This window comes from Plantactinospora sp. CNZ321, assembly GCF_004217235.1.
Genome location: NZ_SHKQ01000001.1, coordinates 4,215,065 through 4,228,447 on the forward strand (window position 1 = coordinate 4,215,065; position 13,383 = coordinate 4,228,447).

Genomic DNA, 13,383 nt, shown 5'->3' on the forward strand with positions numbered 1-13,383 from the left:
TCGTAGCCTGGCCGCATGACACCGAGACTGGACGCGTTCGGGCTGGTCGTCGCCGACATGGCCCGGTCCCTCGCCTTCTACCGGAGGCTGGGGCTGGAGCTGCCGGCGAGCGCCGACACCGAGCCACACGCCGAGTACACCCTGCCCGGCGGGGTGCGCCTGATGTGGGACACCCACGAGGTGGTCCGCTCGATCGAGCCGGACTTCTCGCCGCCGGACGGGTCGCAGATGAGCCTCGCCTTCCGGTGCGCCGATCCGGCCGAGGTCGACCGGGTGTACGCCGAGATGACCGCCGCCGGCTACGACGGCCCGCTCAAGCCGTGGGACGCCCCCTGGGGCCAGCGGTACGCGGTGCTGCACGACCCGGACGGCAACGGGGTCGACCTGTACGCCCCGCTCGCCCCTGCGGCCGGCTAGCGGCGGTTCGCGCCGACCAGGTGCCGCAGCGGTACCCCGGCCAGGCTCCTGACCTCGCGGGACAGGTGCGCCTGGTCGGCGTACCCGGTGCGGGCGGCGACCTCGGCGGCCGGCGTACCGGCCCGGGCCAGGGCCAGGGCACGACGCATCCGCAGGATCCGGGCCAGCGTCTTCGGGCCGTACCCGAACAGCGCCAGGCTGCGCCGGTGCAGTTGCCGGGTGCCGAGCCCCAGCGCGTCGGCGGTGCCGGCGACGTCACGGCCGGCGGCGAGCCCGGCGGCCAGCGGCGCGGCGAGCGGATCCGGGCCGCCGCCGGCGGCGAGCCGGGCGGTGCCGACCGCCTCCAGCACCTGGCCGGGCCGGTGGTGCGACGCCACCCGCTCGGTCAGGGCGACGACCTCCGGTCCCGGCCAGAGCGCGGCGAGCGGAACCCGCTGGTCCCGCAGTTCGTGTGCCGGCAGGCCGAGGACCGCCGGGCCGACGCCCGGCGGGAGGCGCAGTCCCACGTACCGCTCGCCGGCCGGGCCGTCGACGACCTGGGCGACCGTGTCCGGGCCCGCCACCAGCAGACCGCTGCGGCTGGACCAGATCAGGTCCATGCAGCCGTCCGGCAGAACCCGGCCCGGGACGGCATCGGCACTGCGGGTGACCGTCCAGACGACCGCGCCGGCCAACCCGGACCTCCGCTCCCGATACACGGCCCCAGCCTGCCAGCCGAACGGCTACCGCGGCCGGAGCGGGGTGGGGTTTGTAGCCAATACGACACCGGGACGGCAGGTCGGGTGCGAGCCTGTGCGGCATGGCGACCTTCGCCGGCAGGAAGATCGAGGCGTACGTCGGGCCTCGGGAGCTGGGCGCCGCCGACGACCTCGAAGCGGTGGTGGTCGACTTCATCGGCGGCGCCCGGGAGAGCCTCGACATCGCCGTGCAGGAACTCGACTCGGAGCCGATCGCCCAGGCGATCCTCGACGCCCGGTTCCGGGGCGTCAGCGTCCGGATGGTGCTGGAGCAGGACTACCTGCGGACGGCGAAACTGCCCCGAATCACCGCCCGGCCCGGCGAGCCGGAGGCGGACGCGCGGCGCCGCGCCCAGTGGGAGCCGGAGCCCGGCAGCCGCAGCCTGGAGCCGAACCGGCGGATCGTGGCCGCGCTGCTGCGCTGCGACGTCGACGTCAAGGCCGACTACAACCCGGCGATCTTCCACCAGAAGTTCGCGGTCCGGGACTATCGGCAGCGGGCCGGCGGGCGGACCGCCGTACTCTCCGGCTCGGCGAACTTCACCGGCACCGACTGCCACCGAAACCTCAACCACGTCGTGCTCTTCCACGACGCCCGGATCTGCCGGGAGTACGCCGACGAGTTCGCCCGGCTCCGGCAGGGACGGTTCGGGCGCGGCGAGCACGGCCGGGTGCCGAACGCGTACAACGTCGGCGGGGTGCCGGTGAAGGTGCTGTTCGCGCCGGACCACACCCCGGAACTGGAGATCATGAAGCAGATGCTGAAGGCGACCGAGCGGGTCGACTTCGCCATCTTCACCTTCTCCGGCTCGTCCGGGATCGACGACGCGATGATCGCGCTGGCCGCCGCCGGGCGTACCGTGACCGGGGCGGTCGACCCCGGGCAGGGCATGCAGAAGTGGGCCGCCACCCGCGAACTCGACCGGGCCAACATCGCGCTCTACGCCCCGGTCCGGTCACCGGCCTTCGGCAAGCTGCACCACAAGCTGATGGTGATCGACGAGGCAGTGGTGGTCGCCGGTTCGTTCAACTACACGGCCCCGGCGAACCAGTACAACGACGAGAACATCTTCGTGATCGGCAGCCCCTATCCGGACCTGCCGCGCCGGGAGGGCGGCCCGACCAACCTCGACCGGTGCGCGGAGATCGCCGGCTTCTTCCGGAACGAGATCGAACGGATAGAACTCGCCGGCCAGCGCTTCCTCGGACAGCGTTAGCCGCGGCACCGAGCCCGGCCGCCACCAGGCCCAGGGTGAACGCGAAGTCGATCGCCCGGTGCCGGATGTCCGGCTCGAACCCCGGCCGGGTGGCAGGCGTGCAGAGTGGACCTGCCGCGCGGGGTGTGCACCGCACTGGCCACCCGGGGCACCCTCGGCCAGCTCTCCCATTGCCGGCAATTAGTTATGCGGATAATATTATGCGATAACCAATCCAGCGAGGAGAAGTTGTGGACTTCGAGTACGCCGACGCCCTCAACCAGGCCATCCGGCTGCTGAGCCTGCGCCACCGGGCCAGGGCCGCAGCGCTGCTCGCCCCGCTGCGCCTGCATCCCGGACAGGAGGTACTGCTCCTCGAACTCGCCCGGACCGGCCCGATGATCCAGGCTCAGCTCAGTGAGGCCCTCGGTTGCGAGCCGCCCAGCGTCACCCTGATGACCCGCAAGCTCGAAGCCACCGGCCACATCCGGCGCACCCCCTCTCCCGCCGACCGGCGAGCCAGCATGGTCGCACTCACCTCCAGCGGCGAAGCCCTGGCTGAGCAGGTCAAACAGCTATGGTGCGCGCTGGCGGAGGAGACGGTGCGCGGCCTACCCGCGGAGCTGGCTACGGAACTACCCGGCATCCTCAACACCCTGACCGGCAACGTGGACACCAGGCGTCTGCCGCCCGGCGACCGACGCGGTCCGGCCGCGGAATCGCGACAGGCCCGGCACATTCATCGGGGCGTGGCGTTGACCGGCGAGTACGAGCCGAGCGCGTCGGGGTGGGTCCGCGACCACGTCGCGCAGATCGAGCGCACCGGCACGACCGATGGGGTCACGATCGGTGGCCTGCCCACCGTGCTGGTCACCTACCGAGGCGCCAGGACCGGCAGGATTCGCCGGACGCCGTTGATGCGCGTCGAACACGAGGGGCACTACGCGGCCGTCGCGTCCAAGGGCGGCGCGCCCACCAATCCCCAGTGGTACGCCAGCCTGCTCGCCGAGCCGGTCGTCGAACTTCAGGACGGGGTGGTGACCCGGGTGTACCGGGCGCGGGAGGTGTTCGGGGACGAGAAGGCCCTCTGGTGGCGCCGGGCGGTGCAGGCGTATCCGGACTACGCCGTCTACCAGCGCAAGACCGAGCGACAGATCCCGGTCATCGTGCTCGAACCGGTCGCCCTCGAACCGATCACCGGAGGCACGGCGGACCGTCCCGAAGGGGAGGGCTAGCCGATCCGACGTCGCGGAGCTGAGCTGCGGGTTTCCCGACGGCCGTGCCGGGTAGCCGCCCGGGGAGCCACACGGGGGGTGCGGGATGCCGGAATCGGAAGCCTGGGTGCACGAGGCCACCGCGACGGCCGAGGGAGGTCGGTTGCGGACCGAGGACGGTGAACTCTCCACCACCCTGGCCTCGCCGTTGGCGCCGCACTGCACCGGGCTCGCCCCCGAGCAGTTGCTCGCGGCGGCCTTCGCCTCCTGCCTGCACCACGCGGCGGTCGAGGCGGCCACCGACATCACCGACGAGTCGCACACCGTCCAGGTCCGTGCCCAGGCCCGGCTGGCCCGGGACGCCGACGGGCTCTACCGGGCCGACGTACAGGCCAGCATCGCCTCGGCCGGACTCAACCGCGACCAGCTGACCGAGCTCGCCCGGTACGCCGACCGGCTCTGGCCGTTCTCCAGCGAGGGCGGCCGGCACACCCTCACCGTCAGCCCGGCCGAGCCCGGCCAGCGCTGACCCGGTGCGGCCGGCGCTAGCGGAAGCCGGCGGTGACCGCCCGGTGGTCGCTGGCCGGGGTATGGACGACCCGGGCGTACGCCGCGGTGAGCCCTCGGTAGAGCACGTGGTCGGGCCGGGTCAACGGCAGGGCGGCCGGCCAGGTGAAGCCCGGCCCGTGACCGGCGTCCGCCTGGGCATCGTCGAGCAGGTCGGTGAGCGGCTCGATCATCCGGTCGGTGGTGGCGGTGTTCAGGTCGCCGAGCACGATCAGCCGCTCGGCCGGGTCCCGCCGGATCTGGGTGGCGAGGGCGCTCACCGTGCGGTCCCGGATGCCGGTGTCCCCGGCCCGGGCCGAGCCCAGATGCACGACGTAGACGACCACGTCGCCACCGGGGGCGGCCACCACCGCCCGCAGCGCCCGGGTCCAGGCCAGTCCGGTGTCGACCCCTACGTCGTCGCGGATCGGAAACCTGCTCCAGAGCGCCACCGTGGAGACATCCGTCCGGTACGGGTACCGCTCGGTCAGCGCCTCGGCCACCCGTAGCCGGGTGTCGCCGGAGACCTCCTGCAACCCGATCACGTCCGCCCCGGTGTCGGCCAGGCTGTCCACCGTGGCGGCCGGGTCGGGGTTGCCGGCCCGCAGGTTCTGGCTGGCCACCCGGAGCCGCACCGGGCCGCCACCACCCCCGGGCAACCACGCGGTGCCGAAGAGCACCGCCCAGAGCACGGCCGGCACCAGCACCCCGGCCAGCGCGATCCGGGACCGGCGCAGCGCGGCGGCGAGCCCGAGCAACGGGACCCCGAGGCCGAGAAAGGGAGCCCCGCTGTCCACCAGGCTGCCCAGGCCGCGCACGTTGGGAATCAACCTGTGGCCGGCCATCAGCGCGGTCAGCAGTGCGGCCGCGGCCAGGATCCACGTGCCGCGGCGTCGCCCCCGCCCAGCCGCCCCGCCATCCGCCGGCCTGATCCTGCGCTCCGCCACCGAGAGCATCGTATCGGAGCCGATGCCGCCGCCGAGGCGACGATGGCATCGCGGGCGGCCCGAGGGTCCGGCCAGCCGGGCCGACGACCGCACCGCGGACAACTCGACCGTTCGGACCAGCCGGGGAGGCGACCGACCGGGTCGGCGGAACTGGACCGAACGACCGAACCGGGCGATCTTGGACGCCGCCCGGGCAACGGAGGGGAAGCGTGCCCCACCGGCACGGCCAACGCAGCAAGACGGACATGTCGCATCTGTTCGGTCCCGCCACGGTCGGCTGTCGATGCCAGCGCCTGCCCGGTTGACCAGGCGAAAGTGTGGCGGAGACCACTAATCCGAGCGACCCCATTCGGCGCGGTGTTACCTAACCTCGGCGGGTGCCTCACAGGGAACATATTGATCGTGGACAGGACAGCGAAGCGCAGGGTGACCGTTCGGCCGATGCCGCCTCCACCGACAAGGTAAGAGGCCGCCGACGCGCCCCGGCGGCACGCCGGCTACGCCGGACCCGGGCGCTGCTCTCGTCGACGCCGGTCCGGGTCGGCGCGGTCGCCGCGGTAACCTGCTGCCTCGGCGCGGTGGTCTTCGTCGAGTCCCGGGCGGCGACCACGCCACCCGACTCCACCCCGACCAACCTGCTCGCGGACCGCGCTGCCAGCGCCGAACGTCAGCCAGCCTCCCGAGCCACCGAACGGGCCCCCGCGCCGACCCCGAGCGCGACGCCGACCACCACCCCCTCCGCCACGCCGACCGCCCGACCGATGGCGGCCCGGACCAAGGTCGCCCGGGTGAGCAAGAAGCCCAGCAGGCCGACCCCGGTCGCCGGGCTCACCCAGGCGCAGATGGACAACGCGCACACCGTCGTCCAGGTCGGGCAGAAGATGGAGATCCCGCGCCGGGGACTGGTGGTCGCGATCGCCACCGCCATGCAGGAGAGCAACCTCTACAACCTGGCCAGCGGCGTACTGCCGGAGTCGCTGAACCATCCGAACCAGGGCGTCGGCTACGACCACGACTCGGTCGGGCTCTTCCAGCAGCGGCCCAGCTCCGGCTGGGGCACCGTCGCGGACCTGATGCGCCCGGCGTACGCGGCCGAACAGTTCTACGCGGCCCTGCTGCAGATACCCGGCTGGCACGAGATGAGCGTGGCCGCCGCCGCGCAGGCGGTGCAGATCTCCGCCTTCCCCGACGCGTATGCCCAGCACGAGGAGCGGGCCGGCACCGTGGTCGGTGCGCTGCTGACCTGACGGTGACGCCCGACCGGCTCAGTAGCGGCGCCACTCCGCGCGGGCGTACTCCAGCACCCGGGGGTGCAGCAGGGTGGACGGCGGCACGTCCAGCCGATGCCGATCCGGCGGGAAGTTCGTGGCGGCCCGCAGCGTCGCGGCGTCCAGGTAGCGCAGCGCGGGTACGTCGGCCGGCAGTCCCAGCGCCGGAGCGGTCGCCCCGGGGGCGGCGAGCAGGAAGCCCCAGTCGCCGAACGACGGCACGTCGACGTGGTACGGCACGGTGGCGAACCCGGCCGACCGCAGTGACGCCTCGACGCACCAGTACGAGCGGGGGGCGAAGTACGGCGACCCGGCCTGCACCACCACCCGGCCCCGATCGGCGACCGCCGCCCGGACCAGCGAGTAGAACTCCACCGAGTACAGCTTCGCCGTCGCCGTCTCGTCCGGGTCCGGCAGGTCCACCACCACCGCGTCGAACCGGCCCGGCTGCCCGCGCAGCCAGGCGAAGGCGTCGGTGTTGACGATCCGGACCCGGGGGTCGGCGAAGGCGTCCCGATTCAGCGCCCGCAGTTGTGGCTCGGTCCGGGCCAGCCGCACCACCGCCGGGTCCAGCTCCACCACGGTCACCGAGCCGACGTCGGGATAGCGCAGCAGTTCCCGTACGGCCAGCCCGTCGCCGCCGCCGAGGACCAGTACCGAGTCCCGGGAGCCGGCGAGCGCCGGATGCACCAGCGCCTCGTGGTAGCGATACTCGTCCACCGAGCTGAACTGGAGATCCCCGTTCAGATAGAGCCGCAGGTCGGTGACGCCCTGCGAGACCAGTGGCACCGACCGGGTCAGCACGATCTCCTGGTACGCGCTGCGTTCCGCGTGCACCACCGGGTCCCGGAAGAGCTGCTGCCGGGCGGTCACCTCGAAGTCGGCGGCGGTCAGGTAGGCGTACCCGAGAATCAGGCCGACCGCGACGGTGCCGGCGGCGAGCGCCACCCGGACCCGGGCGGTCAGCTCCCGCCGGAAGACGGTGCCGACCAGCGCCATCCCGGCCAGCGCGTTCACCATCCCGACCACCAGTACGCCGCGGAGCTGGCCGAAGAAGGGCATCAACAGGAACGGGAAGGCGAGGCCACCGAGCAGGGCACCGACGTAGTCGGCGGCGAACAGGTCGGCGACGGCGCTGCCGGCGGACTGTTTCCGGATCCGCTGCAGCAGCACCATGAGCAGCGGAATCTCCGCCCCGATCAGCAGCCCGAGCAGCAGGGCGGTGCCGACCAGGGCCGGCGCGTAGAGGTCGAGCCAGGCGAAGGCGGCATAGAGGCCGAGCACCGAGAGCCCGCCGAACAGCGCGAGGGCGAGTTCGACGACCGCGAACGCGGCGGCGGCCCGGTGTTGGAGCGGCTTGGCGACCAGCGCCCCGATGCCCATCGCGAAGACCATGACGCCGAGCACGATCGACGCCTGGCCGACGGTGTCCCCGATCAGGTAGCTGCCGAGCGCCACCAGGGCCAGTTCGTAGACCAGGCCGCAGGCGGCGCAGAGAAAGACCGTGCCCAGCACCCCCACCCGGGCCGCCCGCCGCCGTGGCCGGACCGTCGCCGCGCGCGATGCCGGCCCGCCGCCCGGGTCCGTCCCGACGCTCGATGCCGGCCCAGCAGCCGATACCGGCCCAGCAGCCGATACCGGCCCGGCAGTCGATCCCGGCCCGGCAGTCGATCCCGGCCCGGCAGCCGATACCGGGCCAGCAGCCGATACCGGCCCGACGGTCGATGCCGTCGATGGCTCCGCGCCCGCCGGGGCCGGAACCTCGGCGCCGTCCGGCGGACGGACGTCGGTGCCGGTGGAGTCGGCCGGGAACGGCGGCTCGGCCCGGGTCGGGCTCATCGGCGGCGTTTCCTGCCGCTTCGATCCTTCCCGGGCACGATCACGCCGCCGGCAATCGGCTTCGGGCCGGCGGGCGGGCTCGGACCGGCGGCCGGGGTGACCGGTGCCGGATTCTGGTGCCGGCGCTCGAATACGCCGATCGCCAGGAAGAGGACGGTGAGCAGCAGGATCCCGGCGGCACCGAGCAGGTACCCCCAGCGGTCGCGCCAGAAATCGTTGCCGGAATCGGCCAGCGGTGCCGCCGCGACCCCGGTCGGCGACGGGGCCCGGGCCGCCGAGCCCGCGCCGGCCTCCGAGACCAGCAGCGGCAGGTAGACGGCGGCCTGGCAGACCGCCCGGCCGGGATCGTCGACGAACCGGTCCGGGTCGACGCCGAGCCGTGCCAGACCCCGTTCGAAGTCGATGTGGGCCAGGTCGGACGAGCTGGTCACCAGGTACGAGGCGCTGTCGTTCGACTCGCTGCTGGCCGAGGTGTACCAGACCGTCGCTTCGACCTGCACCCAGCGGGGGCAGCGGGCCGGATCGCTTCTCACCGCGATGTTGTCGCCGAGGTTGGAACCGACGCTGACGGGATCGGCGGCGTACGACGTTCCGCCGCTGCGCAGCCGCCAGCCGTAGCAGATCTGCTGGGTCGTGTGGGCCCGCTGGAGCAGCGTGACGGTGTCGGTCCGCTCGGCGGGCTCGGGCGGCGGCACCCGGGTGCTGTCGTCGGCGGCGCTCAGCACCGCGGCGACGATCGCGCCGACGACGGCCAGGCTGACGACGACCGCTAGGACGATCTTGAGTCGATTGGCGGTCTTTTCCGCCGCCTTCGCCCGCCCGGCGGCGGCCCAGCGCGCGTTCGCGCTCTGCCCGCTGCTGCCCTTTCCGCCGACCGCCATCAGCTGATCGCTGCCGCGATGACCGCCCCGGTCGCCAGGTGTATCACCGCCGACACCCAGACCGCCGGATGCGGCTCCGGGTCGACCAGAATCTCCCCGAGCTGCCCCGGCGTGGCCAGGTCGAGCAGGAGGAACGCCCCGGCCATGATCAGCAATCCGAGCAGCCCGTACGCGGCGCAGCTCACGATCCCCTCCACGAAGTCGTCGTGGCTGACCATGATCGCGGTGGTGACGATGATGCCCACCCCGGCCAGGTTGGAGGCGAGCAGCAGCGCGGCGTTGCGGTTGCGGTCGGCCCAGATCAGCTCGTGCAGCCGGCCCGGGGTGGCCAGGTCGACCAGCACGTAGCCGACGGCCATCAGCACGAGCCCGACCGCCCCGTAGGCGAGGGTGGCCAGCAGGTCGGTGGCAAGGGTCGTCAACACATCAGGCTCCGGAAGGGATGAGGGGTAGGGATGGGGGTGCGACGGGCGCGGGGCGGGACTACTTGCCTGCGCCGGGGCCGCCGCCCCGGACCGAGCTGCCGCGTCCCCAGCCCCAGGCGTTGCCGACCGTGCCCGCGTACCGGGGATAGGCGGTGACCAGGCGCTCCAGCAGGATCAGCGAACCGCCGGCCAGCGGCAGGATCACCACCGAGTCCTCGTCGTAACGCAGGTAGACGCCGCTGGCGTCGACGTAACGGTCCGCCGGGCGCCACGTCCCGGTGATCTCGTCGGCCACCGCGCTCGGCGCCTTGTCCGAGCGGTACGCCGTCGCGTCGTCGCCGATGTCCTGTGCCGCCGCCCGGGTGTACCGGTCCTGCACGTAGCCGCGCGGCGAGAAGTTGCCGTAGAAGATGGCGAAGCCGGCGACGAGGGCGCCCACCAGGGCGAACGCACCGCCGACCACGAACCACCTGCGGTACGTCATAGCCCCGTCACCACCGTTTCCGTCTCGACCAGTTCAGCGCTCTGCGGGTACGCGTGCCAGGTGCGCCAGCCGATCCGGCCGGCCCCGGCACAGGGGTCGGTCCGGCACTCCACCCGCAGCGCGGTGATCGCGTCCGGACCGCCGGGGAAGACCCCGACCAGGGCGTACGGGTCGTCGGCGAGGTCCCGCCGCAACCGGGCCGTCCGAGCCGCCAGCTCCACCGCGGCGAGCCGCCGGACCCGGGCGGCGAATCGGTAGCCGGTGGCCGGGTCGGCCAGGGTCGCCGGCAGTTCGGGGCGCCGGCCGGGCAGGCAGGCCACCGTCTCGATCAGGCCGCCGCCGGGGCTGTCCAGCACCACCTGGTGGGAGGCGCCGAGCAGCCGGAGCTGGAGCCGGACTCCGGGCCGGCCCGGCCGGGCCGGCGGGTCGAGGTCGAGGTCGAGGTCGAGCAGGTGTAGTGCGGGCTGCTCTGGGCTGTCGAGCGCGAGGCTCAGCTCGGCGGCGGTGGTGTCCTCGTATGCGGTTTCCAGGGTGACGAGCATCTTCAGCCGATCCGTCCCGCCGGTTCGTCGCCGCCCTCCGTCGCCTGTGGAAAGATCAGCACCTCGGCCCGGTGCAGCCGCTCACCGGTGCCGACCTCCCATTGCTCGCTGTCGCCGTACGCCTCGAAGGAGAGCAGCGAGCCGTCGGTGCCGGCGTAGTCGTGGTAGCGGACCGTGCCGGTCGGGTGCAGCCCGGTGCTGCCGGTCGAGGTGAAGGTGGCCCGGCCCGACTCGTCCCGCCGGTACCGCCGGCCGGCGACCTCCAACTCGGCCGGGCCCGGGCGCACGTCGACGTCCGGCAGCGCCGTCCAGAGCACGAGTTCCAGGTCGGGGTCCTCCTCGACCGAGAGCCAGAGCTTGCCGCCGTGCGCGTCGTCGAGCAGGTGCTCCACCCAGCCCCAGGCGCCCTCGCGGAAGCGCAGCGTGCCGCGTACCCCGTAGGAGGTGTGCCGGATCTCCACCAGGTCGCCGGGCTTGAGGGTACGCGGATCGCCGCGCAGCGCGTCGGCGTCGTCGTCGACGCTCCGGAACGGATCCCGTACCGGTGTTCCGGCCGGCCGGGCGGACCGCTTCCGGGCGGTACGCAACGCGACCACCGCCACCAGGATGCCCGCCGCCGCGATCAGGAAACCCGCCGCCGCCACCAGATAGGCCGTGGCCCCGTTCAACGCCCGTGCTCCTCTCGATCTACCGGGCGCCGACGGTAACAAGGCCATGCACGCCGCCGACAGCCGGTGATCGAAAGTCGGGCCGGTGGGCCGGGTGGGCATCGGGAAACCGATGGCACCCCGCCGCCGGAGGGCCGGGAGAACCGACCGGGCTACCGAGCCGGACCGGGTTGACGTTCCGGTGGGGCTGCCCCGGTCAGGGACGTCTGGGCAGCACGACGATCTGTCCGAAGAACTCGTCGATCCGCCGGATCACGTCGTTGAAGTCGTCCAGGCCGATCGGCTTGGTGACGTACGCGTTGGCCCGCAGGTTGTAGCTGCCGAGGATGTCCGTGTCGGCATTGGACGTGGTCAGCACGACGATCGGGATGGTCCGCAGGTTGTCGTCGCTCTTGACCTGGTTGAGCACCTGCCGGCCGTCCATCCGGGGCATGTTCAGGTCCAGCAGGATCATGTCCGGCCGGGGTGCCGCGCGGTGCCGCCCCTCCTGGTGTAGGAACTCCATCGCCTCCTGGCCATCGCTGACCACGTCGATCGCCTTCGGAACCTCCGAGTCGGCCAATGCCTCCTCGATCATCAGGACGTCGCCCGGGTCGTCGTCGACGACCAGGATGCGTACGGGATTCGGCTCGGCTGCGTCCACGGCATACCTGCCTCTGGTCGTCGGGATGGTGCGGCGGCGGCCCGGATTCCCGGGCCATGGGTGTTCTCCGGGCGAGCTCTCGGCCGTCAACGCGGAGTGGAACTTTAACCGATCAACGGTCGCCCAAGGTGGCCGGGTCATGCTGTTCCCGGTCATAACGGAGCAACTCTTCCAGGCCGCTGATCCGCAACACCCGCTCGACCCGCCCGGTCGCACCGGTCAACCGGAGCCAGCCGCCCCGCGCCCCCGCCCGGTCGTCACCGCGGACGAATGCGGCCAGGCCGCTGGAGTCGCAGAAGGTCAGCTCCGCGAGGTCGACGAGTAGCCGAGGGTGCCCGTCGTCGACCAACTGATCGATCTCGACGCTGAGCTTCGGCACGGTGGTGATGTCCAGTTCACCGCCCAGGTGAAGGCGCACCAGTCTGGAGTGCACCACGTGCCTGACGGAGAACACCACATCCGCCTCCGGACGCTCAGCAGCCAATACTTGCAGTCAGGCAAGTATACGCACCCACCAGATCGGCATCGAGGGCCGGTGCGGCCTGAGGTTACCGGGCCGGCACCCCGGCCGCCGCCCGCCGGTCCACCGACCGGGCGGTCGGTTTGCCCGCAACGGCCGAGGGAAGGCGCCCACCGACGGGCAGCCGGATACGGCCTGGTCAGGAAGGAGAACCGGGATGGCGAAGCCGGGCGTCCCCACGGTCACACTTCCCTCCGGCGAGGTGATTCCCGCACTCGGCCAGGGCACCTGGGGGATGGCCGAGGACCCGAGACGGCGTGACGACGAGATCGCCGCCCTGCGCGCCGGGGTGGACGCCGGCCTCACCCTGATCGACACCGCCGAGGTGTACGCGAACGGCGGTGCGGAGGAACTGGTCCGGGAGGCGGTCGGCGACCGGCGCGAGGAGGTCTTTCTGGTCAGCAAGGTCTCCGCGGCGCACGCGGGCGTCATCGGGACCGCCGACGCCTGCGCCCGCAGCCTCGAACGGCTCGGTACCGACCGGATCGACCTGTATCTGCTGCACCAGCGCGGCGACGCACCGCTGCCGGAGACGGTCGAGGCGTTCACCAGCCTGATCACCCAGGGACTGATCCGGCACTGGGGGGTGAGCAACTTCGACGTGCCGGACATGGTCGAACTGGCCGCCATCCCGGGCGGTACCGCCGTCGAGACCGACCAGGTCCCCTACAACCTCACCCGCCGGGGCATCGAGTGGGACCTTCTCCCCCGCTGCCGCGCCGCCGGCCTGCCGGTCATGGCGTATTCGCCGCTGGAGCGCGGCCGGATACTCGGGCACCCGGTGCTGACCCGGATCGCGCGGCGACACGGCGGCACGCCCGGACAGGTGGGATTGGCCTGGATCCTCGGCCAGCAGGGGGTTTGCACGATCACCAAGGCGAGCGCTCCGGAGCGCGTCCGGGAAAACCGGGCAGCCGTCGAGCTGACCCTCACCGAGGAGGACCTCGCCGAACTCGACCGGGCCTTCCCGGCACCCGGCGGCCCCGGACCGCTCGAACTGCTCTGACTGTGAGGCTGGTCGGGTCGGTGCTGCTCTGCGGCTGGCCGGGTCGGTGC

At 72.7% G+C, this 13,383-nt stretch carries 15 protein-coding genes and 1 pseudogene; 6 read left to right on the plus strand and 10 right to left on the minus strand.

Annotated features, from left to right (window positions below):
• The first annotated feature begins 15 nt into the window (after positions 1-15).
• Positions 16-417: a VOC family protein gene (locus EV371_RS18475; protein ID WP_130463146.1), complete on the plus strand. Its 402-nt coding sequence runs from the start codon at positions 16-18 to the stop codon at positions 415-417.
• Here the strand turns inward: EV371_RS18475 and EV371_RS18480 are convergent.
• A complete protein-coding gene (locus tag EV371_RS18480; RefSeq protein ID WP_130463147.1) occupies positions 414-1,115 on the minus strand; it encodes a helix-turn-helix domain-containing protein in 702 nt (233 codons plus the stop codon). The genes EV371_RS18475 and EV371_RS18480 overlap by 4 nt on opposite strands.
• 101 nt (positions 1,116-1,216) lie before the next feature.
• Between EV371_RS18480 and EV371_RS18485 the strand changes: the two genes are divergently transcribed.
• From EV371_RS18485 to EV371_RS18495, 3 genes are all read left to right on the plus strand, one after another.
• Positions 1,217-2,371 (plus strand): phospholipase D-like domain-containing protein, encoded by a 1,155-nt coding sequence (locus tag EV371_RS18485; protein ID WP_130463148.1) that lies wholly within the window; start codon positions 1,217-1,219, stop codon positions 2,369-2,371.
• Between the two features lie 230 nt (positions 2,372-2,601).
• A complete protein-coding gene (locus tag EV371_RS34400; RefSeq protein WP_130463149.1) occupies positions 2,602-3,585 on the plus strand; it encodes a nitroreductase/quinone reductase family protein in 984 nt (327 codons plus the stop codon).
• Between the two features lie 85 nt (positions 3,586-3,670).
• A complete protein-coding gene (locus tag EV371_RS18495) occupies positions 3,671-4,093 on the plus strand; it encodes an OsmC family protein (protein ID WP_130463150.1) in 423 nt (140 codons plus the stop codon).
• A gap of 16 nt (positions 4,094-4,109) precedes the next feature.
• On the opposite strand, the gene EV371_RS18500 is transcribed toward EV371_RS18495, so the two are convergent.
• A complete protein-coding gene (locus tag EV371_RS18500) occupies positions 4,110-5,057 on the minus strand; it encodes an endonuclease/exonuclease/phosphatase family protein (protein WP_349340742.1) in 948 nt (315 codons plus the stop codon).
• Between the two features lie 377 nt (positions 5,058-5,434).
• Between EV371_RS18500 and EV371_RS18505 the strand changes: the two genes are divergently transcribed.
• Positions 5,435-6,304, plus strand: coding sequence for a hypothetical protein (locus EV371_RS18505; protein WP_130463152.1), 870 nt, complete (start codon positions 5,435-5,437; stop codon positions 6,302-6,304).
• Positions 6,305-6,322: 18 nt separating this feature from the next.
• On the opposite strand, the pseudogene EV371_RS18510 reads toward EV371_RS18505, so the two are convergent.
• The 8 genes and pseudogenes from EV371_RS18510 to EV371_RS18545 form a co-directional block, all read right to left on the minus strand.
• Positions 6,323-7,864: pseudogene (locus EV371_RS18510) on the minus strand (polyamine aminopropyltransferase); the annotation flags it as partial.
• Between the two features lie 296 nt (positions 7,865-8,160).
• Positions 8,161-9,045, minus strand: coding sequence for a hypothetical protein (locus EV371_RS18515; RefSeq protein ID WP_130463154.1), 885 nt, complete (start codon positions 9,043-9,045; stop codon positions 8,161-8,163).
• Positions 9,045-9,467, minus strand: coding sequence for a DUF350 domain-containing protein (locus EV371_RS18520; protein WP_130463155.1), 423 nt, complete (start codon positions 9,465-9,467; stop codon positions 9,045-9,047). The genes EV371_RS18515 and EV371_RS18520 overlap by 1 nt, the downstream gene beginning before the upstream one ends.
• Positions 9,468-9,528: 61 nt before the next feature.
• Positions 9,529-9,954, minus strand: coding sequence for a DUF4247 domain-containing protein (locus EV371_RS18525; protein WP_130463156.1), 426 nt, complete (start codon positions 9,952-9,954; stop codon positions 9,529-9,531).
• Positions 9,951-10,496 carry a DUF2617 family protein gene (locus EV371_RS18530; RefSeq protein ID WP_130463157.1) on the minus strand — a complete coding sequence of 182 codons (546 nt, stop codon included), beginning with the start codon at positions 10,494-10,496 and terminating at the stop codon, positions 9,951-9,953. The genes EV371_RS18525 and EV371_RS18530 overlap by 4 nt, the downstream gene beginning before the upstream one ends.
• Before the next feature lie 2 nt (positions 10,497-10,498).
• Positions 10,499-11,164 (minus strand): DUF4178 domain-containing protein, encoded by a 666-nt coding sequence (locus EV371_RS18535; protein ID WP_130463158.1) that lies wholly within the window; start codon positions 11,162-11,164, stop codon positions 10,499-10,501.
• Positions 11,165-11,360: 196 nt separating this feature from the next.
• Positions 11,361-11,807: a response regulator gene (locus EV371_RS18540; protein ID WP_349340739.1), complete on the minus strand. Its 447-nt coding sequence runs from the start codon at positions 11,805-11,807 to the stop codon at positions 11,361-11,363.
• 112 nt (positions 11,808-11,919) lie between these two features.
• Positions 11,920-12,264, minus strand: coding sequence for an STAS domain-containing protein (locus EV371_RS18545; protein WP_130463160.1), 345 nt, complete (start codon positions 12,262-12,264; stop codon positions 11,920-11,922).
• A gap of 220 nt (positions 12,265-12,484) precedes the next feature.
• Between EV371_RS18545 and EV371_RS18550 the strand changes: the two genes are divergently transcribed.
• The gene (locus EV371_RS18550) at positions 12,485-13,333 is read left to right on the plus strand and encodes an aldo/keto reductase (RefSeq protein ID WP_130463161.1); all 849 of its coding nucleotides are present in this window, start codon (positions 12,485-12,487) and stop codon (positions 13,331-13,333) included.
• The last annotated feature ends 50 nt before the right edge of the window (positions 13,334-13,383 follow it).

Coding starts and splice junctions, on each gene's coding strand:
- EV371_RS18485 (WP_130463148.1), top strand. CDS start 1,217: ATGGCGACCTTCGCCGGCAGGAAGATCGAGGCGTACGTCGGGCCTCGG.
- EV371_RS18530 (WP_130463157.1), bottom strand. CDS start 10,496: ATGCTCGTCACCCTGGAAACCGCATACGAGGACACCACCGCCGCCGAG.
- EV371_RS18495 (WP_130463150.1), top strand. CDS start 3,671: ATGCCGGAATCGGAAGCCTGGGTGCACGAGGCCACCGCGACGGCCGAG.
- EV371_RS18550 (WP_130463161.1), top strand. CDS start 12,485: ATGGCGAAGCCGGGCGTCCCCACGGTCACACTTCCCTCCGGCGAGGTG.
- EV371_RS18515 (WP_130463154.1), bottom strand. CDS start 9,045: ATGGCGGTCGGCGGAAAGGGCAGCAGCGGGCAGAGCGCGAACGCGCGC.
- EV371_RS18525 (WP_130463156.1), bottom strand. CDS start 9,954: ATGACGTACCGCAGGTGGTTCGTGGTCGGCGGTGCGTTCGCCCTGGTG.
- EV371_RS18475 (WP_130463146.1), top strand. CDS start 16: ATGACACCGAGACTGGACGCGTTCGGGCTGGTCGTCGCCGACATGGCC.